The sequence below is a fragment of the Aureimonas phyllosphaerae genome, assembly GCF_047943035.1.
GTDB classification, from domain to species: Bacteria; Pseudomonadota; Alphaproteobacteria; order Rhizobiales; family Rhizobiaceae; genus Aureimonas; species Aureimonas phyllosphaerae.
Genome location: NZ_CP181348.1, coordinates 3,527,830 through 3,549,973, shown reverse-complemented (window position 1 = coordinate 3,549,973; position 22,144 = coordinate 3,527,830). Strand labels below are relative to the sequence as shown.

Genomic DNA, 22,144 nt, shown 5'->3' with positions numbered 1-22,144 from the left:
TAGTGGCGGACCGAGTGTCGTATGATCGACCAAACGGAACTTTACGTTATGCAGTCAATGTTCAAAGCGTGATTTCCTGACCTCGTCCAGTTGAAGGAGATCGCCGTCACGTGCTGCCTTCGACACCGTGGGTCTGACGTCGCCGTAGTACTTGCGCCCTTGTCCGTAGGGGGTCCTGTCGGCAAGTTCAAAGAAGCGGGCTTGCACAATGCGACTGCCGACTACCAACTCGACAGGATTGTTTCCGTGATTGACCAGTTCGAGCGAGGCGGCGCCGCGAAAGCCCGGCTGCAAGGCCGTGCTCAGGTGTATGCCGAGCCTGTTGAAGCTCGATCGAGTGAATAAGTCCGCATAGACGGATGTCGGCAGCGAGACGTACTCAAGCGTGGTGGAGAGGGCTGTCTGGCCTGGATACAACATGAAACGGTCGCCCAGGTCGCGCCGCGTGAATTGGAAATAGGTCTCGACCGCCCGCCGTTCGGCGTCGGGGCCGGCGAGGGCGATGAACGGCTTACGGGTCAGGATCGAGACGAGGAAGTCACACCCAAGCCTTAGATCTACGGAGACCTCACCGACCTGCGAGGCTTCGTCGAGCATTGGATCGAGGCCGAGCGTATCGGGTTCATTTGAGTTCAGACTGCGCAGTATGTCCGACTTGCTCCATAGCCGCATTCCGCCACTTCTCCTTGAGATCCATGTTGCGGATGCTCTTCTCGACCAGGTCGTTGATCGTACGGTTCGCGCTCTGTCGACTCCAATCCGACCAGGAGGGTCGCCTGTCCTCTAGAATTTCGGCAAGGTAGGCCTGGGCTGCAGGAAATATGCCGTAGAGTTCCTGGTCGGAAGCGATGGAGCAGGGTCGGATGTCGTCGAAAGCTGCTGCAACGTCGGGAAGGGCGAATCGCGTATGCAGGGACGGGAGTCCTCTTTCCTGCAGGATCGCATTGAACTGGTCCACGACGCGGTGCGTTCGGCCCGCGAGGAACGCTTGAACAACCTCGATTCGATACGACGGGTCGGGATGCGTTCGCGTGGCGCCGTTCACATTGTTCAAACGCATGATGTCGTGGACGATCGTCTCACCCAAGTAGCAAGCCGAAAACAGATCGGCAAAATGCTCACGCATGTAGCGACGTTGGAGATCCCGTCCGGGCCCCACGTCGGTGAACCTCGCTTGGAGGATGAACTCGTCCGAAACGTTGACGGTATCGTCCAGATAGTGGGCAAGCTCATGGAAAAGGGGCGCACACCGCAGGGGATACGTCCGATAGAGACGCGGAAGCGATATTTGAACTAGCGTGTAGGGACGGCGGGGCTGCTCGAATTCCGGCAAGAGCTTGGCAATCCCGGGCCAACGCAGACCACGCGTGAAATAGAACGCCGGCTCGTCAAGGAGCGCGGTCGTGACGAGCACATCCCTATCGTCGATCCAGCTGCGGAGTGCTCGGGTCAGGACATGGACGATCTCGTAGGGGATCTCGTTGGATGTGGAGCCGTTTAAATGCTGGTGGTCCGTCCAAATCTGACGACGTAACTCGTAGGCGATGAGATCGGGCATTCCATCGACACGCGGTGCCACATGGTCGATCAGAGCGATCACGTCGCGGGCATGGTCGTTCAGCGCATTTTCGAAATAGGCGGTTTCGGTGAGACGATAGAGTTGCTCGCGGATCAGCAGCAGATCATCCTGCACGTGCATCCGCATGCTCCATTCGTCTCAGGAAGCGACTGGCCAGTTCTGGTGTGATGCGTGTGTGGCCACTCGTACCGTGAAGGCTTTGGAAGAGTTCGCTGTCGCCAAGGATTTCCAGAGCGAGGCTGATGGCCTCCGGTTTCGTTTCCGGCCCGACCGACTCGGATCGATTAACCAGCCGGATGGCTTGGTCGAGAACACTCTCAACGTATGTGACGAGCGAGCTTGGTATGCCCACGGCATTGTTGGATACCAGCTCGAAGGCCAGCACGACAGTTTCCAGTTCTCCCGGACTATACCTAGTATAATTAGACATGGTTATCCAGCACCCCAACACTCGCCTGATTGTTGATCGGAGATGAGACCACTGTAGAACTGTCGAGTTGCCTGGGTTCCAGCATCGTTGATGAAGGTTACGATTCCGTCACCATCCGGACCACCAATGCAGCATCCGCCGTGCCCGTCGCAACGACCGCTCTTCGTAGGTTTAGCGGGCGAACGCGGCGATGGTCAGGCAGGGGCAGAGGACTTGTGCGCATCGCCACCACTCGGAGCTTAACCGTTCGGCGAGCTCTTGCTCGGCGCCGACAGACGGGGAGCCATGCACCCGCATGATGCGCGGCGCACCCGGACGGACGAAGGATCCAGTTGACGGGCGTGGAAAAAATGGCCATATTTTGTGTATCGAGCGCTGGTTGCTCGAGGTGGTGGTCCAAAGCACCTGTCGCACTGTCGCCCGCAACGATCCGAATCGGTTTGGTGCAGAAAGACAGCGCCACGGTGCGAATTAGGACCATCGGCGTAACTCGATACAGGAAAAAGGAAGCTTCGCATGGCAACGAATACCGGTAATGGACACCGACGCGGTGCGGTGACGGCTCGGACGCAGTTCCAACGGCCTGATGGACACTGGCAGAAGCGCGATGAGCGCACTGGACAACTGATGTCGGTCAAGGACAACGGACAGCCGTTCAAGGGCGTAGCGCGTGAGCCTGATGGCCGGGACACCCCGAACGCGTAGGCGCCCGTGAGCCCCAGGTGTGAGAGTGGCGGTTAGACGCGGCGTTTGCCGCCACCCAACGGGGGCCGACCGCAATTGCAGACCACGAATGGTTACTCCCGGAAGTTGATCCGAGATGACAACCCGAACGGCTCAGGGATCTCGAAGCGTGTCGTGACGCCCCATCGATCGTCGCAGCCCACCGAGCTCTATGGGATTGCTATATAGACGACGGTGACTAGAGCGTTTTCCGATCAGTCCGCGTCATAGCCTGCGGCTTTGAAGTAGTTGGCGCTTTCGCTGGGCAGGAAGCACGCGACGACCGCCGACGGCTTGCCACAGTGCTTCGACGGTGCGCTCTGCCTTGGCGCGCATCAGAGCCTTAAGCTTAGAGAAGGCTATCTCAATCGAGTTGGAGTCTGGCGACTAGGGCGGCAGGAAGCGTAAGGACGCCACGGCCGCCTCGATGGCTGCTTGTACGCCTTCAACTTTGTGCGCCGGGACGCTGTACATCACAACGATGTCGCCGGGCGAGAGTGTGGGAGCGAGCACTGGGTCGACATAGGCCCGGAACACGACGCCGTTCACAGGCCCGCCCAGAACCATTAGCGCTGTCATGCACGATAAGAAAAACGCCCCATTGAGGGTGATCGTCTTCGCACGATGGGGTTGACGCCCCCTACGGCGTCATCGTGCCAAGATGAAGGTGTTTGAGCCGCCAGAGGGAGGCCGAGCACTCGAGGCACGAGTCGGAACTCACGAGCGGTTCCAGTAAGCATTCCTACGGGACCAAAGTTGCATAGATTTCTTCTGCCCTTCACCTGACGCTAGATACTCGCAACTCACGGGGAGTGTCTCCGTCGACTTGCTGGCGCTGCCCGGATGGATGTCGAAGTCCATGACATCGCCTCGGTGGCGGCCGAGATCCGCGGACAACTGATTAGCGGTGCTTGGAGTCGTCTTGGTCGGATCGGAGTTGTGCATACCCGCCACTTCGGCGTGCCGTGATACGTATCGCTTCCTCAACCGCCCGACGCCAGTTGCCATTCGGGTCTGGGGGCTCGCGGAACGGATCCCAGGCATACGGTCCCCAGGCGTCGCTGCGCGGGGGGCTACTGTCTTCAACGCGTCGCATCGACGCAATCCTCCATGAGAGACAGGCTCGTCGCATCTCGGAGATCGAACTCTCCCGCCCAGATCGGACAGTCCCCCAGGAGCATTGCCTTCCCAAGAGGGACTACTTGTGGCTCTAGTCCTCCACGGCGCCGGAGACGGGGCTCCTCAACTGGGTCCTTTAGGTCGGCGATCAGCCGCATCGTCTTAGGATCGTTGGACATCAGCATCATGACGATCTCCTGGGTCCGTGCGGGGCCCAGCGTTTGCGAAAACTGCATCAGCGACCGGATGCAAGCCTCTCTGATGGACCGCCAAGAGCCCCGGTCGGGGACGAACCCCATCCTTACCCAGGAGTACCGCCCGACGTCGTCTGCATCCAGACGGATCCGATCGCAACCGAGGAAAAGTCCGGTATCGACCGCATTCTTCATCAAACGCCGCCCGATGCCCTCGAACTGCCAGTCGTCCGCAACTGCCATACGCAGTGCTTCGACGAATTTGCCGTCGAGATCGATGCAACGATCGACGAGCCAAACCGTGGCATCCCCGCTGCTATCATGGACCGAGAATGAGATCTCCGGACGGTCCGGATCGATCGTCTTGAACTCGATCTGCCGATGGTCCGCCCATGACGCGGTGAAACGCTCGGCCAGGGCTTCCGGCGTGAGCCCATGTGGATCGAACATGTGCTCCTTCCACCAATCCTCGATCTCCTTGGTTGGCGAGAAGTCGAAACGGATGCGGTTGGTATTGGAGAACCAACTGCTTTGCATTCGTCGATCTTCGTCACCAATCGGGATTCTCATAGACCGCTCCGTCCTCGGCAGCCCGTGATCTTGACCGCTGAATGGCTCAGATAATGATTCAACAACCCGATCGGAAGTCTTCAGACGGAAACATCGCAGGTATTCTTGGACTAGTGACGCGGACAAGCGGCGTGACATGCGCGGGCTGTAGGATCGTCAGAAAACTTGAAATGTTGACCTGACCTTCCGCCAGCATCGAATAGCATTCCTTCGCGTCGAACTCGCCCTCGACAGCATCACCTGCACGGAGGCCACGTCGCCGCCGAACTGACGTTGGGTTGAGGTCGCCGGTCTCGTTCTTGTCCGACCCGTTTTGCAAAATTCGGTGGTATCACTAGAATAGCTTATTCAAAGCAAACTGGTTTTGAGGATCGGTCAAATCAAAGGTTCCTTAGAGCAACATCCGCGGCTCCATCGCGTCTTGCCACTTCCGTCACCTACGGCTTCGGAGTCGACGCAATAGTCTTGATATCCTCGATGACATGGGCTCGTATCAGAGCCAGTTCCAGGCTTCTTTGGAATTCGGAAAGGGTAAGATAAGTAACAAACCCACCCCGTCTGGCTTCGACCATTTCTTCTGAGCCGGACGACGCTGTCCATTCTACGCGGTTTCTGGCCAGGAATTGAAGATATTCTTGCAGTTTTAAGACATCCTTGAAAGAGCGGAGGCTCACCGACCTGCTGGTAGGCGAGCTATCGAAGTCCCAGTATTTTGCATTAATCAAACGAAAATGAGGATAATGACTATTGCCTGTCTCGAATTTTTTCTGTTCTATCGGAATTATTTCCTCTCCATATATCATATAGTGACCGAAGTTACTCTTTCCAAATTCCTTTTCGAACGCCCTCCCGGCAGATTTGATCCTATCTTTCGCCGATGCATCCGTATGTGTCGCTGGATATTTGAGCCACTCAGAAGACCTGGTGTCGGCTGACCGTTTGAATTCCAAAATGCGGAATTCTCCGTTCCCTTTTGTAATCGCATCACCAATAAGCTTCTCGGTCGGACCAGCGAAAGGAATTATTCCTTCGTGGAGATGGCTGCGTATTACATATTTGTATTCTACTGTCTTTTCGAACCAAGTCATCAGTATTCCCGTGGAGGGGGGCTGTCATTGTTAGTCCTGTCGATTGGATCAGCAGGACCCTGGTGACGATAGAGTGGAAAGCCTGCAAGGGGGGTTAAGGTCCCTCTCTCTTACTGTTCGCCTCTGCCATCCGGGCCAGGGTACTCCAACTCGGCCAACCTATTTCGTCGGGTCATCGCCCACTGCCTGGAACTTGTCGTGCGTAATGACGATGCGACTGTGGGTTGGGATCGAGTCCAGAGTGATCGGCCCACACTAGGTGGTCCGAGCAGAGTGCGAGGTCGAGAGCATTCCGCGTCGTTCCGATGCCGGTCCTGCGCCGAACGCTCCGACTCCCTTCCAAGGTGCATGCGAACCCATGTAGGCTTAGGCGGAGGAGTGCAGGACGGCTGGGAACTTTAACTACATCTCATACGGAGATCCGGAGGTAGAGCTATCGGACGAGATCATCCTAGGGAGGGGGCGACTGTTCGAGTACACGCCGATCGACACAGCGAAACGGCTCGAGGGTATGCGCTCGGACGCCATCGCCTACCTGGAGGGTTTACCGACATTCCTCTGCTCCGAAGTCTCCAGATCGGGCAACGCAGAGATGTTCGTCCGTTTTGGAAGGGTCGTCGGAACGACCGTCGATCAGAAGCGCATCTCGGCGACCTTCCAGCCGATCCGGGACTTCGGCCGGATCGCCTTCGGCGATGAGGCGACCGCCAGGAGGGTGTTCGGTGCCAATCAATGGCAACTGCACCGCACGCACTGGGCGGTTCGTTCAGGCAACGCGGAAGATGTGCTCCGCAGGTTGTCCGATGCCCGGCCCGAGACTCAGGAGAACGTCGCGGCCGTGATGCGGGCGGCCCAACCTATTCCCGACGTTGCCCCTCCACCCATCGAGAGAAATGTGGTCGACACTGTCGGGAGCGTCGATGACTTCCTGCGTGTGATGTATCGGCTTTCGGGAAGCACGGAGACGACGCCCTTCTATCGCGGACACGAGAGCCTGAGCTACGAACTTCAGCCATCCCTGATGCGGAAGTGGCCCAATGGGAGCTGGAAGCATCTCCCGAACGAACACGCACTTTGCAAGGAACTGCAGATCGCTCACGACGACGAGTTCATCGGTGACCGCTACTGCTTCGACAAGCTGGTCAGGATGCAGCACTACGGTCTGCCGACGCGTCTGCTCGACATCACGGGCAATCCGCTAGTCGCCCTCTTCTTCGCCTGCCACGGCTCCGGCGGTCCTTCCGATGAGCCAGGAGAGGTCGTCGTCTTCCGGGTCCAGAGGGACAGGATAAAGTACTTCGATTCCGATACGGTGAGCTGCATCGCGAATCTGTGGAACCTAACGTTCGATCAGCAGGACACCATCGACCTCGATCTAGACAAGACCACCTTCAACGAGCAGCCAGCGATCGGCAAGCTGCTGCACCACGTCCGATCAGAAAAAGGGTACTTCGAACCTTGGATGGACCCCAAGGACGTAGGGGCGGTCGTCTGCGTCAAGGCCAAGAGAACAAACATTCGGATCCGCTCTCAGGATGGTGCCTTCCTCATATTTGGGCATGATGCCCAACTCCCGGAACAGGGCATCGACGGCATCGAAATCCAACGGATCACGGTCAACGGGAAGGCAGAAGTCCTCTACCAACTCGCAAGCATCGGGATCGACGCCACGACCGTATATCCGAGCATCGACCAGACGGCGGTTCACCTTCGCCAAATGTTGCAATGTCCTCCATCGGATCCGAAGCCTGTCTGATTGAACGATCAGCCGTGATACGCCTGCGAACTGGACGAGGAGATCGGAATGACTGGCAGCGCGGATTCCAAACTGGTCGGCCCGTGGTGGCTGCCGATAGCCATCGGCGTCGCCGTCGTACTCGCAGCGGAGGTTTTCGAACTTACCGAGACGGAGTGGCTCGCAGTCGTCGCACTGGTACTTGTCACGATCCTCGGACAGAATTTCGAATCGATCAAAAGCTTCAAGTGGAGCAAAGGCGAACTCGAGGTCATCAAGCATGAGATCGATCTGAAGGCGAAGGCGATCGAAGCCGACGTGCAGACCGTTCAACAGGCCAAGGAGGAAACTGCAAGACTCGTGACCGCCAACGCCGTCCTCGCGGCGGAGGTGAGCGCGATTCCAACTGGTACGCTGAGCGGAGGGCATGTCGCTCAGCACGATCGCCTGCTGCGCGCCGCTGTGGATGGGATGAAGGGAGCGGGATTGTCGGACCGTGAGATCGACAAGGCGTTGGCACCCGCAGCACCTGGCATCGAAAAGCGGGTCTACATCGATCTCATAAGCAAGGCCGGGCTTAATCCACAGACCACTCCAGGAACGGAGCTATGGGTTCCGGACGACATCGGAATACGACCGGTTGTAACGCCTGATAGACTTGCGGACCATCTTCGGGCGAGCACTCTCGCACCGGACATCGCGGAACGCCTCGTTGCTCAATACCGCAGTTGGTACGCCGGACCGGGAAAGGTCGGAGAGTTTCTGCAACGTGCGGGTACATGATGCCAAGGATGGGATGGTGCCCGCTTCCGTCCGAAACGGTCGAGAATGTCCTATGATGACAAGTATTCGGCTTTTCTGAACGTCATCGCCGGCTCCCGCGAATTGGCTTAGGCGCTCATGGCGGCTCAGGACTCGGATCCTACCGTGCACTGCGTTTCAAGCTTGTTCCACGGCGACTGCGGCTTGATCACCTACCACTCGCGATCCGTCAGTTCACGGCGACGCATGGCAACTCCTTCGCTAAGATGAAATCAGATCAGCCCGAACTGCGAACCCCGCGATACATCGTCTTCTTCGTCGCCGACGAGGGCGACGTGAGCTTGCTGACGGGCAGCATGCGGAACGCCGGTCCTGGGTCGGCGATCGTGTGGCGTCCCGGAAGGCTGGAGCGTTTTGAGAACCGTTGGCGGCCTTCGACTGGAGGTCGCTCGCCGGCCTGAGTGAACGCGGACCTCAGACCGGCAGGCTCAAGTCGACCAGATCGGTCTGGCTGGTACTCGCCCGAGGGCGAAGGCGAACGATGTCAAACGGCCTGCAAAACTGGGTCTGACTCATCTTCGGTGCAGTTTGGCGGTGGGATTGGCGGTTTCCGATGGAGGTCGTCCAGATGCCATGCCGCCTTCCGCTCTCAGCCGTCGCTCCCGCCGGGCTCGCGATCGATCATCAGGAGTTCTTGGACGGTGTCCTGATCATCAGCGCATCGATGCGAGGAACATCGGCGGCGTGCCCGTCCTGCAATCGTCCCTAGCAACGCGTGCACAGCCGGTATCATCGCCGCGTGGCGGACCTGCCTCTAGGTGGCCGAGCCGTCCAACTTCAACTTGTGGCGCGACGCTTCCGCTGTGACGGGCTGGACTGTCGCCAGAGGATCTTCGCCGAGCGCTTCGGGGCGAGCGTGCCGGATCCGCGTAAAGACAAGGGACTTCCGCTGAGGCTTGGTTGGCAGACTATGCGCGACCGCGCCTGCCTCCCCGTGCACCGAACGCCTTTTCCGCCGGTCGTACCCCGCTCTCGAGGGCGCTATGCGCGGTGAGGAAGTCGAAGCGCTCGTCGCCTCGCCCCTGGAGAAGATTCGCCCGTCGAGTGGCCGGGCCAGCCGGGACCGCTCGATGGATCCGCGCTCCGGCCTTTTGCACATGCTCTCGACAGTGACTCGCATGATGATACCTGAAACTGAGTCCTTGTCAGGAACACACGATTCCTCACCGTGCGATCGTGGAGAACCTCGCCGATTGCGACTACGACCCCACCTTCGAAGCTTTCGAGCGTCTCAGCGCTCGTTGCCGTCCAAAATGGCTTCGGCGGCCGACGTATCGACCTTTGACAAAGGTGCGAGACGTCCTCGTCGTCCGGCGATAGGTAAAGTCAAACGACGGTGTAGTGAAAGGATAGCTAATGAACCTCGCCGAAGAATTGGAGACGGGGGGCACCAAGTTTGAGGCACCGATCCGGCTCGTTAGCTCGCATCACGTGTCGAACCCTGGTTTCCTGTCCCATCGAAAGGGGGAGTTCTGGTTCGGTCGGCAGCATATCGCGCAGAATCCGTTCCACGAAGCGGACGTCCACGTTCTCGGCGTCGACCTGAAGTCGATATCCATCACCTACGTACACCAGGACGTGTTTCTGCTGACGGTCGAATTCGCGGTGAGTAGATCGTTTGACCAAGTGGAAGAGTTCCTAGGCAAGGTTGCGGAAGCCTTCTCCTCGGCCTTGGCTCGAAGCCAGCAGGATGCGTGGTATGGGAACCTCGTCCTGAAGCTGGACGTCGAGGGCTTGCGAGATGTCTCGCCGAAGCTGGCGGGGACCTTGCACATCGAAGCGAGCGTGCAGTTGTCCTCCATAGATACTGTTCCGGTAGACAGAAGGATATTCGAGAACCTACGTTGGACGCCTCTTACCTCGATCTTCGTCGAAGGTATGCGTTCCCCCCAAGCAAAATCCAAGTTCCTGTTTTGGTTTGTGATCCTAGAAGAGTTGGAGAAGCGCGTGGAGTTTTTGCGGCTGTTTACTCCGCTGCTGTCCAAGGAAGAGAAATCACAAATCTCGGCGATGTCACTTAGCAAGGAAGCGAAAAGCCGGATCGAAAACGTTCTGAATGCTCCGACGACGACGCGAGAGGGAAGGCCTGAAAAACTCCTGAGGATCCTCCAGCACATAGGATTGGGAGAGATATCGAACTCCGATGGAAAATTTACTGTCGACGAAGCTGTTTGCAGATCTCTTATCAAGCAAAGAAACAATGTCGCTCACCTGGGCGCCGTAATCGACGAGCATCAGCTTTACCGCGTTCTATTTCCTTTGGCTCAGGGCGCTCTGCGTTACCTCGAAAAAGAGGGTCCATGATTCCAAGAAGCCGTGACGGGCCTGATCGGTGAAACTGGTCCGAATGAAAACAGCAGATCCCAAGCGAGTGTCTACTGTATTATATCTTCAATTCCGTATTCGAGAGCCGACCAAAATATCCGCGTTGCTTAAACGGACTGCCGCGAGAGGGTCATAGATACGATGATGCCCACGGATTGGCTAGTTCGGGCCGTCAAGGAGCCGCCACGCGAGGACCGTAGTGGGCCTCATACGTAGGTCTAGGCCCTTCGAAGAAGCTGGCGAGCTGCTGCTGGTTCTGCTGAAAGAGTCGCTCCCCTTCCTGCGGTAGCAGTTTCATTGCTGTCTCGAAGTCGTCCAGCGGTATGGGATGGACCTGGTCCGGAAGATCCAGCCGACAGAAGCGATCTGCTCCGACGAGCAGCCTGGCCTGACCGTCGGCACTCTGGCTACTCAGATCCATCGCCGTGCTCACGAGGTTACGCCAGTCCCACTGGCCGCCGCGCACCATCTGCTTCTCCGTGAACCTAAGCTCTCCGGAGCCGCAACCGAGGGAGAGGATGCGGACCTTGTGTCTGTCGAGGTCGTAGCACGTCAGGGCATCCACGAGTCCCAGCATCACCGGATTGTTCGCCCAGACGCCTCCGTCCGCATAGACCTGCGTTCCGATCCTATGAGGAGGAAGATACGTCGGCGCTGCGGACGTAGCCAACGCGACGTCGACCATTCGATTCTGCCAGTCGATCCGGAAGTCGGGGTGGTGAGGCGTCTTGAGAACGTTGATCTTCGTGTGGGCGTCGAAGGTTGGGATGACGAGCCGCCGCTCGCTTTCTCCGTAGACGTCGCCGCCGAACGTTTTCTCCAGATGCTCCGTCAGAGCCCGTGGGCTGTACCGGACTCGACGCACGTCCCGCCCGATCTTCACGGACCGCCGCCAGATCGAAGCGAGACCCTTCGCATCTGGAACCTGCGGAAAGATTTCGCCTCCGTGATCCGTGTATAGCTGCAAGATCTCCGCAGCGGTCTTGCCCCGTCCGAGTCCCAAGGCGATGATGCCACCGGTTGACGTCCCGGTGATCATGTCGAAGCAGCGTCCTGCCGAACCACCCCCGAGGAAATTCCGTTCGCAGAGTTCGAGGATCGTCGCTGGGAGGATGCCGCGGATGCCGCCCCCGTCGATGGACAGAATGCGGAACTCGTCGAATTGCCACGGCTGCTGCGGGCGCCGCGAGCGACGCACGCCCGTCGAGCGCATGCCTTGAGGGAGCGGCGCCAGGTCTTGGTTCTCGTCTGCAGTCCAGTTCACTTGTTCGCTCCTGTCTTGGACGCCGCTATGGCTCTTGCCGACGTCCTGTCACACGCCACCCTCCTCAGGTATGCATTCGGTGCAGCACGACAGGCACGCAAGATGCCACGGAACCAGTGCGGTTGTCGGAAGCAGGCTCTTCAATAGCGGAACTTCGAGCGAGTGAATCCTCGTTACGGAACTGCTTGATATCGGGATATGAAACAGCCATCGGCCCCACCGTATGACGGCAAGGCAAAGAGCACGGTGCATTTGTCTGGACGAGACCCAACCTACGGCTGACCGCTCTGGCCACGCCCGAGCGATTCCGTTCAAGAGGATTCGATATGGCGAAGACGAGGGTACCAGCGAAGACGCAGGCTGCACTGTGGGCGCGTGCGGCAGGGCGTTGCGAGTACCTTGGGTGCAACGCGGAACTCATCGGCGACCTGATCTCGGGGAACGAGGACGGCACGTACGGCTTCGTCGCGCATATCGTCGCCGATGCACCGGATGGTCCACGTGGCGACGCGACCAGATCGCCTCTCCTCGCGAAGAGCCTGGACAACCTCATGCTCCTCTGCGCGACCCATCACAAGCTGATCGACGTCGAGGAGGTCGACAGGCATCCCGAACCGACGCTGCTCGAGATGAAGCTCGAACACGAGGATCGCGTAGCGATCGTAGCCGGTATCGACCGCGATCGGGCCTCCCACGTGATCCGCTTCGGCGCCGACATCGGCTACATGGAGTCTCTGGTATCCACACGAGCGATCTTCCAGGCGATGCCGCCGGACCATCACCCGGCTTCGCGACAGACCATCGATCTGTCGCTCACGGGCTCGACGTATCGCGACGATGAGGAAGCCTACTGGACCATCCAGGCCGAGAACCTGCGGCGCCAGTTCGACGCGAAGGTGAAGGGGCGCGTCGAGACGCAGGAGATCCGCAACCTCAACGTCTTCGCTCTGGCTCCGCAACCTCTCCTGATCGAGTTGGGGCGCCTTCTCGGTGATATCGTTCCAGCGACCGTGCATCAGCGGCATCGGGAACCAGCGACCTGGAGATGGCAAGCCGATCAACCTGCCATCCGCTTCGTCGAACATGAACCGGCGCTGGAGACGAAAGCATGGCCCGTGGCGCTCAAGCTCGTCTTGAGTGCCACGGTTACGGACGACAGGATCCGTGACGTGCTCGGCGACGATGTCGCGATATGGTCGCTGACCGCGGAGGAACCCCACAACGACATCATGCGCCGTCCCCAGGACCTCTCCGAGTTCAGGCGACGTGTTCGACGTATCTTGGATCGGATCAAGGCTATCCACGGCGAACAGGCGCTGGTGAACGTGTTCCCTGCGCTGCCGAACTCCGCTGCGGTCGAGGTCGGTCGCGTCCGAATGCCGAAGGCCGATCTCCCTATGAGGATCTGGGATCAGAATCGGCAGGTCGGACGCTTCGTTCCGACCCTTACGATCGGGTGAGCCATGCTACTTCAATCGACGACCGGAAGATTGTTGCCATGTCCTGTTCGGGCATGAACGATTGGGGAGTGCGTCGAGGTGTCTAACCATGTTGGTGTTTAAAGGCATCACCGACCGACATGATTGCTTGAGGCGATCCTCGATCATGACGGTGGACGCTTGAAACCTCAGGTAGGACGATCGCAGTCGGCTTCCTGAAGGAACGGAATGGTTCCCGGGTGCTGCCCCGTCGTAAAAAGCGTTGCGGATGCCTGCAATCTATCTCGGCGACGCAGCTTCAGGATCAGCAGAGCGGCGAACGCTATGCCCTCGTCGCCATCGACCATGGCCTGCATGCTGCACAGGTCCGTCGAGCTCGGCGCGACGGAGAACCGTGGATGCGAATGCCATTCGCCCAGATAGTTGAAGCGCTCGTAGTCGCCTCCGGTCCTCTCGAAGAACCTCCTGAGGGTATGCGCATGATGGTCCATATCTCGTAGGAATCGATCTCTCTCGCGTCTACCTGCGTCAACACTGAAATCGACGATTCGAAACTTTCCCAGCGACAACTGTTCGCCCATGAGGATCCCACCGATCTCGTCCGCTCCGGCTTCGACGAGGTGTCGCCTGAACCTTTGTGCGATCTCACTCGGTAGGAGGAGCAGCATCGGACTTGCTCGTCACGAGATCGCGAATAAGATCGGACGCATGGGCCGCCCGCTCAGGATCCGTTGCGGCTCCCCATGTACCCTCCATCCGGTACTCCACGGGCCATGTGTCGAACGGCGCATCGAAGATCCACGAACGGGTCAAACCGACGAAGTAGGCCGAGTAGGGAAACAAGCTCGTTTCCGGCCGGACTAGCGTATCGATCGCCAAGCGAGTCGCGTGGGCTGCGATGGTCGAGACGTCACCGTCGTCCGCGACCAACACTGCGCCTTCTCCCGCCGCGTACGGAATATCCGAAGTGGTCGGGGCTGGCACTCCTCGCGCCTCGGTCCAGGCTAGGATCTGGCGCCGCGCCTCCTGTGGCGGCGGGTCGACCTCGGGACGCGAACGAGCGAACAATCCGCCGATACCGCCTGCCAGGACTTCTACCCAGAGCATCGCGACGGAGCGGGTCCTCGCTAGCGAGGCGCAGTAGTTGAAGACTTGAGGGTCCGCCGTGGCCTCGATGACAAGGTCGCAGCCGGCGAGATCGTCGAGTACGGAAGCGAGCGTCTCCGCGCTCTCCTGTCCGCCGAGCGTGACCCGACGAGCGACTACCGTCGCCTTGCCCGAGACATCCTGAAGCCGTTGCCGGAGGCCATCTACCTTGTGCGTTCCGATGAAGCGGCCGTCCAGATCGTGCCGCTGCAGATTGATCGGAAGCATGATGTCCGGATCGACGAGGACGAAACGACCCACGCCGGCACGCGCGAGCGATACGGCGATCTTCGAACCGACGGAGCCGCACCCGACTATGCCTACCGCACGAGATTCCAGCACCTCGTTCGTCGCATGGTTCCGACGGTCCCCTTCTTCAGGGATGACAATCGTGACGTCGCGGGTGATGGTTCTAGCGCCCCCGGCGCCATCAATTAGGAGAAGGGTGACGTCGGTGTCCGAGACGACGATGAGATAGACGCCGCCGGCGTCGGATGAGACCTTGTCTGCGAGTTCGTCGTGGCCGAGGGATCTCACGAAGCTCGCCAAGATCTCGATCGTGCAGTCTGGGCGGAGGGTGAAGTCCGTGGCTATCCGGACGGCATCGCATCGCCTGGACCAGGTTCCATCGAGGTGGTTCCGTCCGGAGGGATCAAGAGCGTCCGGGTCTTCAGGAAACTCGATGAAGGTAACGATGCATCCAGCGGCAAAGCGCATCCGGAGCCAGACGGGCGTACGACTCATTCCAGGATGGCTGCGCAGCTGGCCGAGGACTTCCTTATCGACAACGAGCCGGAGCACTTCGTTCCTAACGGCCTGCCCGAGTGGTACGTCGTGCGCGGACGGGACGCGGGGCGCATCCTCGCCCGATCGCTCGCCCGCGATCAGGTCGTAGGCACTCGTGATCATGTCGACGCCGGTGACGTCTGACGACCAGTTGTCGGCTCGCCATTCGAGACAAAGGTCGCCGGCCGGGTACTGGTGAGCGGAGAGGCGTCGGCGATCGACCGGAACGACGACGGGCGGAACGTCCGGAAAGTACTCCGGGTACGTCATGACGAGCGGAAAGTCCTCGTCGGCATGACGTACCACGAAATTCGCCGTCAGCCGCGCCTCCTCGTCGATACCCCATACGACCGAGGTCAGCCAAGGTGAACGGTCCATCAGCGCAGCGACGCCGCGTCGCTCCGCCTTCGCCCGGGCTGGCTGCATGACCCAGAAGGTCACGCGTACCCGCGAGGCTTGGTCGGGACACGGGCCTGGGAACCGAACGAGGGGGTGGCCGACGCCGCAGCCGGCGGGACGATCGCGGTACGCAGAAGGCCCGGGCGGGGGGCATCGAGCGATCGGCGCGCCTCCGCTCGATGGGCGGCTCCATGACCGATGCTGCCGGCGAGCTGGTCGGCGATGGTCTTGCGCTCCAACAGGACGGCCGCCTGTCCGAAGTCCCTGCGTGCCGCCCCGAGCCACTCGAAGAAGGCTCGCGCACGCTCGGGGTGCTTTCCCCACTTGTCCGCGAAGTTCTCCAGCGGGTCCGCCGGGTTGGGTATTAACCAGCCGTCATTGGTCCTCCCCACGTAGGCCTCCATACGCGAGAGGATTGACAGCAGGGCGCCCGCGATCGTCTCCTCGCCGGCATAGGCGTGCGCCGCGAGGGTCGTCACGATGACGGAGATGGGACGGTCAGAGTAGCGATCGACGAACATCATGTCGCGATGCCTCTTCAGGAGCATCACTGCGGCCTGAAGAGGAGTGCGGACCTTATAGTCTGGGATGTCCTCGACGCTGGCCCGAGCGCTTTCCGCGAGTCGCTGCTTGCGTCGAGCGAAGGCTACGGCCATTCGACTCCGGAACCAGTCCGCGTAGCCCTTGGGGTTCGATCGTGGCCAGTCGTCGGACACGATCATGTAGTTCCAGACCTCGTTGTCTGTGATGCCGATCGCCGTCGCCGCCCAACGCGGATCCATTCGCCGGGCTTCGAGGATCAGCCGTGTATCTCGGCCGTTCGGAACGGCGGGAACGATGTCCATGTGGAACTGCGCTCCGTCCGCGTAGTCGAGGACCCAACATCGGCGGCCCTCGCGCATCGGCTTCGTCATGTTCTGGGAGCGGCGATAGGCCTCTACCTCGACGCCGAGCCGGCGCTTCAGTTCGGCCTGGCTCAACGACCCTTTCCCGACCCTCCCGAACTCGCAAACCGAGTCGATGTCGTACTCTTCCTGATCGTTCAGCGGCTTGATCGTGGTGCCCAGCCGAAAGGACCCTTGGACGTAGACGTTCGGATCGAGGTCCCTGACGGTCGAGTTCGGTCGGTGGAGCCAGCCACCGAGTGATTTGTAGCTCCGTTCCGCCTGCTCGATGCGGCTGACGGGGACCTGCAGATCCTCGACGAGATCCTCAAGGAAGTCCTCCGCCTGCGTGGACGGACGTGGCACACCGGTCTGGATGTTCATGTCGTCTTCCTTCGGTTGCGAAGCACCTTGGACACGATGCCCGAGGGCATTCACGATATGTTCTTCCAAGTTCTTCCGGTCGCCGACGGGGGCGACCGGAGACTTCTGAGGGGCAGAGCCCTGATCGGCAGCTCGTTCATTTCAGCAGAGCCGAATGCCGATCTATGACGTAGCGAAACAGCTAAATCCTTGCTCCTGCTGTGTATTTGTCTCGGGAATGCGCAAACTTTGGTTTATTTCACATACGTCTTCAAGCCCGTCTTCAAGGGCCGACCGAACTATCCGCGTCGCTGGAACGAACTACCGCGACGGAGTCCGAGATACGGTGACGCCCAAGGCCAGCCAACGGGAGGGTGAGGCATATGGATGGCTTCATCGATGCCAAACTATGCCGACAAATGACCATCCTATGCCAGCACCTTCACTTTGGGCGCCGTGATAGCCGAGATCTATCCTGACGCCGGATCAGGAGCAGCCGCTGGTCGAACCGCAGGTGTCGCACTTCAGGCAGGTGCCGTTTCGAACCATCGTGAAGTTCGAGCACTCCGAGCAGCTATCGCCGGTGTAGCCCTTCATCAGGGCCTGGGCTCGGCGTTCGGCGCTTGTCGCCTTGGCGGGCGCCTCGACGCGCGAGACGTCGCGTGGGGAGGCGGCGTAGGCGAGCGGGCTGTCGAAGAGGCCCTGCGCCGGCGACGCGTCGGCGGTCGGAGCGGGCTCGTCGAGCGGGGCCGCCTCGTAGTCGCGCTTGAAAGCGGTAGCCTGACCGCTGCCGAGCGTTGCCGCGGCGCGCGGGGCGGCGCTCGCCGTCGTCACCGGGCGGGCGACCGCGGTCACGCCGGCCGGCTTCGACTGGCCGGCGGGAGCCGTCGTCCCCTGCGTGTCGGAGGAGACGAGGCGGAACTTCGCCGTCTGGCCGCGCACCATGCCGCTCGAGATCGGCAGAGCGGCCGGCTTGTCGCCTTCCACGCCGCGCCCGATGGTCGAGGCGCCGAAATCCTCCGGCTGGACATGCGCGAGGTCGTGGCGGCCGAGATAGGAGACCGCGAGTTCCCGGAACACGTAGTCGAGGATCGACGTCGCGTTCTTGATCGCCTCGTTGCCCTGGACCATGCCGGCCGGCTCGAAGCGCGTGAAGGTGAAGGCCTCCACGTACTCGTCGAGCGGCACGCCGAACTGCAGGCCGAGCGAGATCGCGATGGCGAAGTTGTTCATCATCGCGCGGAAGGCGGCGCCTTCCTTGTGCATGTCGATGAAAATCTCGCCGAGGCGGCCGTCGTCGAACTCGCCGGTACGCAGGTACACCTTGTGGCCGCCGACGATGGCCTTCTGCGTGTAGCCCTTGCGCCGGTTCGGCAGCTTCTCGCGCTCGCGGGTGACGCGTTCGATGACGCGCTCCACGATACGCTCGGCGATCTCGGTCGCCTGTACCGCGGCCGGAGCCGCGGCGATGGCCGCCGCGGTCTCCTCGACCAGATCGTCCTCGTCATCCTCGTCGGAGATCAGCGAGGCGTTGAGGGGCTGCGAAAGCTTGGAGCCGTCGCGATAGAGGGCGTTCGCCTTGAGGGCGAGCTTCCACGACAGCATGTAGGCGCTGTTGCAATCCTCGACCGTCGCATCGTTCGGCATGTTGATGGTCTTGGAGATCGCACCCGAGATGAACGGCTGCGAAGCCGCCATCATGCGGATGTGCGATTCCACCGAGAGCGAACGCTTGCCGATCCGGCCGCAAGGCGAGGCGCAGTCGAACACCGGTAGATGCTCGGCCTTCAGGAACGGCGCGCCTTCCAGCGTCATCGCACCGCAGACGTGGATGTTCGCCGCCTCGATGTCCTTTCGGCTGAAGCCGAGGAAGGGCAGCAGTTCGAACGAGAAGTCGTTCAGCTGCTCGTCGGTGATGCCGAGCGTCTCTTTGCAGAAGGCTTCGCCGAGCGTCCACTTGTTGAAGGCGAACTTTATGTCGAAGGCGCTCTTCAGACCGTCGTTGACGGCTGCGATCTGGTCGTCACCGAAGCCCTTGGCGCGGAGCGAGCCGGGATTGATGGCCGGCGCCTGGTTGAGGTTGCCGTGGCCGACGGCATAGGCCTCGATCTCGGCGATCTGCGCCTCGGAGTAGCCGAGCGTGCGCAGCGCCTCGGGCACCGCGCGGTTGATGATCTTGAAGTAGCCGCCACCGGCGAGCTTCTTGAACTTGACCAGCGCGAAGTCCGGCTCGATGCCCGTCGTGTCGCAGTCCATGACGAGGCCGATCGTGCCGGTGGGCGCGATGACAGAGACCTGCGCGTTGCGATAGCCGTGCTTCTCGCCGAGTTCCTGCGCGAGCACCCAGGCCTGCTTGGCGCGGGCGGAGAGGCGCTTGTCCTTCAGCGAGGCATGGTCGAGCGGCACCGGATCGACGGCGAGGCCCTCGTAGCCGTTGGCAAGCCCCTGAGCGGCGCGCGAATGGTTGCGGATGACGCGCAGCATGCCGGCGGCGTTGCGCTCGTAGTCCGGGAAGGGACCAAGCTCACGCGCCATCTCGGCCGAGGTCGCATAGGAGATGCCGGTCATGATCGCCGACAGCGCACCGCAGATCGCACGGCCCTCGGCCGAGGAGTAGGGAATGCCGGCGGTCATCAGAAGGCCGCCGATATTGGCGAAGCCGAGGCCGAGCGTGCGGTAGTCGTAGGAGCGCTGCGCGATCTCCTTCGATGGGAACTGCGCCATCAGCACCGAGATCTCGAGCACGATCGTCCAGAGACGCGTCGCATGCTCGTAGGCGTCGATGTCGAACCGGCCGTTCGTCTCGCGGAACTGCAGGAGGTTCATGGATGCCAGGTTACAGGCCGTGTCGTCCAGGAACATGTATTCCGAGCAGGGGTTCGACGCGTTGATCGCGCCGGCCGCCGCGCAGGTGTGCCAGTCGTTGATCGTGGTGTGGAACTGGATGCCGGGATCGGCCGAGGCCCAAGCGGCATAACCGATCTGGTCCCAGAGTTCGCGAGCCTTGAGGGTCTTGGTGACCTTGCCGGTGGTCCGGCCGATCAGCTTGTGCTCGCCGTCCTGCTCGACCGCCTGGAGGAAGTCGTCGGTGACGCGAACGGAGTTGTTGGAGTTCTGCCCGGCGACGGTCAGATAGGCCTCGGAGTCCCAGTCCGTGTTGTAGACGGGGAAATCGATGTCCGTGTAGCCCTGCCGCGCGAACTGGATGACGCGCTTGACGTAGTTCTCGGGAACCTGCGCCTTCTTGGCGTCCTTCACGGCGCGCTTGAGGGCAGGGTTCACGTTCGGGTCGAAGCACTCCTCGCCCGTGCCGCCCTCGCAGTTGACGCAGGCCGACAGGATCGCCTTCAGGTGCTTGGAGACGGTCTTGGAGCCGGTCACAAGCGCCGCGACCTTCTCCTCCTCGCGCACCTTCCACATCACGTAGTTTTCGATGTCCGGATGGTCGATGTCGACCACGACCATCTTGGCCGCGCGGCGCGTCGTGCCGCCCGACTTGATGGCGCCCGCCGCCCGGTCGCCGATCTTGAGGAAGCTCATCAGCCCCGAGGACTTGCCGCCGCCGGCGAGCTTCTCGCCCTCGCCGCGCAGGGCCGAGAAGTTCGAGCCGGTGCCTGAGCCGTACTTGAAGAGGCGCGCCTCGCGCACCCACAGGTCCATGATGCCGCCCTCGTTGACGAGGTCGTCGGCGACGGACTGGATGAAGCAGGCGTGCGGCTGCGGGTGCTCGTAGGACGAGGCCGAGCGCGTCAGCTCGCCCGTGCGGTAGTCGACGTAGAAGTGGCCTTGGCCCGGGCCGTCGATGCCATAGGCCCAATGGAGGCCGGTGTTGAACCACTGCGGCGAGTTGGGAGCGACCTTCTGGGTCGCGAGCATGTAGGCGAGTTCGTCGCGGAAGGCGCGCGCATCCTCCTCGGACTGGAAGTAGCCGCCCTTCCAGCCCCAGTAGGTCCAGGTTCCGGACAGGCGATCGAACACCTGCCGGGCGTCCATTTCGGACCCGTAGCGCTCGCCCTCGGGCAGCTGGTTCAGCGCCTCCTCGTCGGCGACCGAACGCCAGAGCCAGGACGGAACGTCGTTCTCCTCGACCTTGCGAAGGGCCTTGGGTACGCCCGCCTTGCGGAAGTACTTCTGGGCAAGGATGTCGGACGCCACTTGGCTGAACTGGGCGGGCACGTCGATATCGGCGAGCCGGAACACGACCGAGCCGTCCGGATTGCGGATCTCGCTCGTCGCCTTGCGGAACTCGATCGAGTCATAGGCGCCCTGGTCTGCCCGCGTGTAGCGGCGGTCGATCTTCATGCCCATGGTCCAGCTCCGATGCCTCTCGCCACATACGGACACGACGCGGCCTTCATCGACTCCTCAGCCGATGCCCGACCCGGTCGTACCGGTGGCAGATGATTCTCAATTGGTAGACCCTACCATATATGGTGTCGACGTTTCGATCGACTACCAATTCTAGGGGTCGGATATCCACATCTTGGAGGATGGTTAAAATTCGAACGAATTTCGACCGTCCGTGTCTCGCGATTCAAACCTCGATGGAACCATCGGTTCCCGAGCGAAATGCTTATCCACAGGTTGGTGGGAGCGCCCCGACGGTTCGGTTCTGCAGATGACGTTAATGACGCGTGGATGACGGCGCCAGACGCCCCGAAAAAGGGCGTGGGACGGGTGTGGAAGCTGGGGATAAGGCTGACTTGCGAATTGCCCCGGCGGGGTTGCGCCCCAGCGGCGGGCTCAGCCCGCCGAGCCCTTGGCGATCGGTGCCTGGAACGACAGGCCGAGATCCCACGGGAAGAAGATCCACGTGTCCTGGCTGACTTCCGTGATGAAGGTGTCGACCAGCGGGCGGCCCTTCGGCTTGGCGTAGACCGTCGCGAAGTGAGCCTTCGGCAGCATGGCGCGCACGAGGGCGGCCGTCTTACCGGTATCGGTGAGGTCGTCGACGATCAGGATGCCGTCGCCATCGTCCTCGCGCAGGGCGGGGGCGATGTCTTTCAGAACCTGCAGTTCCCCTTGCGTGTCGTACTCGTGATACGAGGCGATGCAGACCGTCTCGATCATGCGGGTGCCGAGTTCGCGGGCGATGATCGCCGCCGGCACGAGCCCGCCGCGCGTGATGCAGACGATCGCCTTCCACTCCGACCGCTGTCCCGCCAGCCGCCAGGCAAGCGCGCGCGCATCGCGGTGGAACTGTTCCCAGGAGACGGGGAAGGACTTTTCGGGCGTCGACATCGGCGGATCTCCTCAAGGCTGACGGGCGCGATAGCTT

16 protein-coding genes and 1 pseudogene are annotated in these 22,144 nt (G+C 60.9%); 5 read left to right on the top strand and 12 right to left on the bottom strand.

The annotated features are described in order from the left end of the window. Positions 1-54 precede the first annotated feature (54 nt). The 6 genes and pseudogenes from dcd to ACLNGM_RS17010 form a co-directional block, all read right to left on the bottom strand. Entirely contained in the window at positions 55-672 is a 618-nt protein-coding gene (gene dcd / locus ACLNGM_RS17035) for a dCTP deaminase (protein WP_416355821.1), read from the bottom strand. Further along, positions 623-1,699 carry a hypothetical protein gene (locus tag ACLNGM_RS17030; RefSeq protein WP_416355820.1) on the bottom strand — a complete coding sequence of 359 codons (1,077 nt, stop codon included), beginning with the start codon at positions 1,697-1,699 and terminating at the stop codon, positions 623-625. The genes dcd and ACLNGM_RS17030 overlap by 50 nt, the downstream gene beginning before the upstream one ends. After that, complete coding sequence (locus ACLNGM_RS17025) at positions 1,683-1,964, bottom strand: hypothetical protein (RefSeq protein WP_416355819.1); 282 nt, start codon at positions 1,962-1,964, stop codon at positions 1,683-1,685. The genes ACLNGM_RS17030 and ACLNGM_RS17025 overlap by 17 nt, the downstream gene beginning before the upstream one ends. Positions 1,965-2,947: 983 nt before the next feature. After that, positions 2,948-3,380, bottom strand: a pseudogene (locus ACLNGM_RS17020) (transposase); the annotation flags it as partial. A gap of 434 nt (positions 3,381-3,814) precedes the next feature. Further along, positions 3,815-4,615, bottom strand: coding sequence for a GNAT family N-acetyltransferase (locus ACLNGM_RS17015; RefSeq protein WP_416355818.1), 801 nt, complete (start codon positions 4,613-4,615; stop codon positions 3,815-3,817). 437 nt (positions 4,616-5,052) lie between these two features. Then, on the bottom strand, positions 5,053-5,703 hold the full coding sequence (locus tag ACLNGM_RS17010; RefSeq protein ID WP_416355817.1) for a hypothetical protein: 651 nt from the start codon (positions 5,701-5,703) through the stop codon (positions 5,053-5,055). A gap of 511 nt (positions 5,704-6,214) precedes the next feature. On the opposite strand from ACLNGM_RS17010, the gene ACLNGM_RS17005 reads away from it, so the two are divergent. From ACLNGM_RS17005 to ACLNGM_RS16990, 4 genes are all read left to right on the top strand, one after another. Next, complete coding sequence (locus ACLNGM_RS17005) at positions 6,215-7,459, top strand: FRG domain-containing protein (protein ID WP_416355816.1); 1,245 nt, start codon at positions 6,215-6,217, stop codon at positions 7,457-7,459. Between the two features lie 48 nt (positions 7,460-7,507). Next, the gene (locus tag ACLNGM_RS17000; RefSeq protein WP_416355815.1) at positions 7,508-8,221 is read left to right on the top strand and encodes a hypothetical protein; all 714 of its coding nucleotides are present in this window, start codon (positions 7,508-7,510) and stop codon (positions 8,219-8,221) included. A 754-nt stretch (positions 8,222-8,975) separates the two neighbouring features. Beyond that, positions 8,976-9,254 carry a transposase family protein gene (locus ACLNGM_RS16995; protein ID WP_416355814.1) on the top strand — a complete coding sequence of 93 codons (279 nt, stop codon included), beginning with the start codon at positions 8,976-8,978 and terminating at the stop codon, positions 9,252-9,254. 362 nt (positions 9,255-9,616) lie between these two features. After that, on the top strand, positions 9,617-10,564 hold the full coding sequence (locus ACLNGM_RS16990; RefSeq protein ID WP_416355813.1) for a hypothetical protein: 948 nt from the start codon (positions 9,617-9,619) through the stop codon (positions 10,562-10,564). 193 nt (positions 10,565-10,757) lie between these two features. Here the strand turns inward: ACLNGM_RS16990 and ACLNGM_RS16985 are convergent, their stop codons facing one another. Then, a complete protein-coding gene (locus ACLNGM_RS16985; RefSeq protein ID WP_416355812.1) occupies positions 10,758-11,849 on the bottom strand; it encodes a CBASS cGAMP-activated phospholipase in 1,092 nt (363 codons plus the stop codon). Positions 11,850-12,175: 326 nt separating this feature from the next. Between ACLNGM_RS16985 and ACLNGM_RS16980 the strand changes: the two genes are divergently transcribed. Then, positions 12,176-13,309 (top strand): SAVED domain-containing protein, encoded by a 1,134-nt coding sequence (locus ACLNGM_RS16980; RefSeq protein WP_416355811.1) that lies wholly within the window; start codon positions 12,176-12,178, stop codon positions 13,307-13,309. A 167-nt stretch (positions 13,310-13,476) separates the two neighbouring features. Here the strand turns inward: ACLNGM_RS16980 and ACLNGM_RS16975 are convergent, their stop codons facing one another. The 5 genes from ACLNGM_RS16975 to gpt form a co-directional block, all read right to left on the bottom strand. Beyond that, positions 13,477-13,956: a Mov34/MPN/PAD-1 family protein gene (locus tag ACLNGM_RS16975; protein WP_416355810.1), complete on the bottom strand. Its 480-nt coding sequence runs from the start codon at positions 13,954-13,956 to the stop codon at positions 13,477-13,479. Then, positions 13,934-15,661 (bottom strand): ThiF family adenylyltransferase, encoded by a 1,728-nt coding sequence (locus ACLNGM_RS16970; RefSeq protein ID WP_416355809.1) that lies wholly within the window; start codon positions 15,659-15,661, stop codon positions 13,934-13,936. Before ACLNGM_RS16970 ends, ACLNGM_RS16975 begins: the two co-directional genes overlap by 23 nt. Then, positions 15,658-16,887, bottom strand: coding sequence for an SMODS domain-containing nucleotidyltransferase (locus tag ACLNGM_RS16965; protein WP_416355808.1), 1,230 nt, complete (start codon positions 16,885-16,887; stop codon positions 15,658-15,660). Before ACLNGM_RS16965 ends, ACLNGM_RS16970 begins: the two co-directional genes overlap by 4 nt. Positions 16,888-17,352: 465 nt before the next feature. After that, positions 17,353-21,168 carry a vitamin B12-dependent ribonucleotide reductase gene (locus tag ACLNGM_RS16960; protein ID WP_416358476.1) on the bottom strand — a complete coding sequence of 1,272 codons (3,816 nt, stop codon included), beginning with the start codon at positions 21,166-21,168 and terminating at the stop codon, positions 17,353-17,355. 441 nt (positions 21,169-21,609) lie between these two features. Beyond that, the gene (gene gpt / locus ACLNGM_RS16955) at positions 21,610-22,107 is read right to left on the bottom strand and encodes a xanthine phosphoribosyltransferase (RefSeq protein WP_416355807.1); all 498 of its coding nucleotides are present in this window, start codon (positions 22,105-22,107) and stop codon (positions 21,610-21,612) included. Between the last annotated feature and the right edge of the window lie 37 nt (positions 22,108-22,144).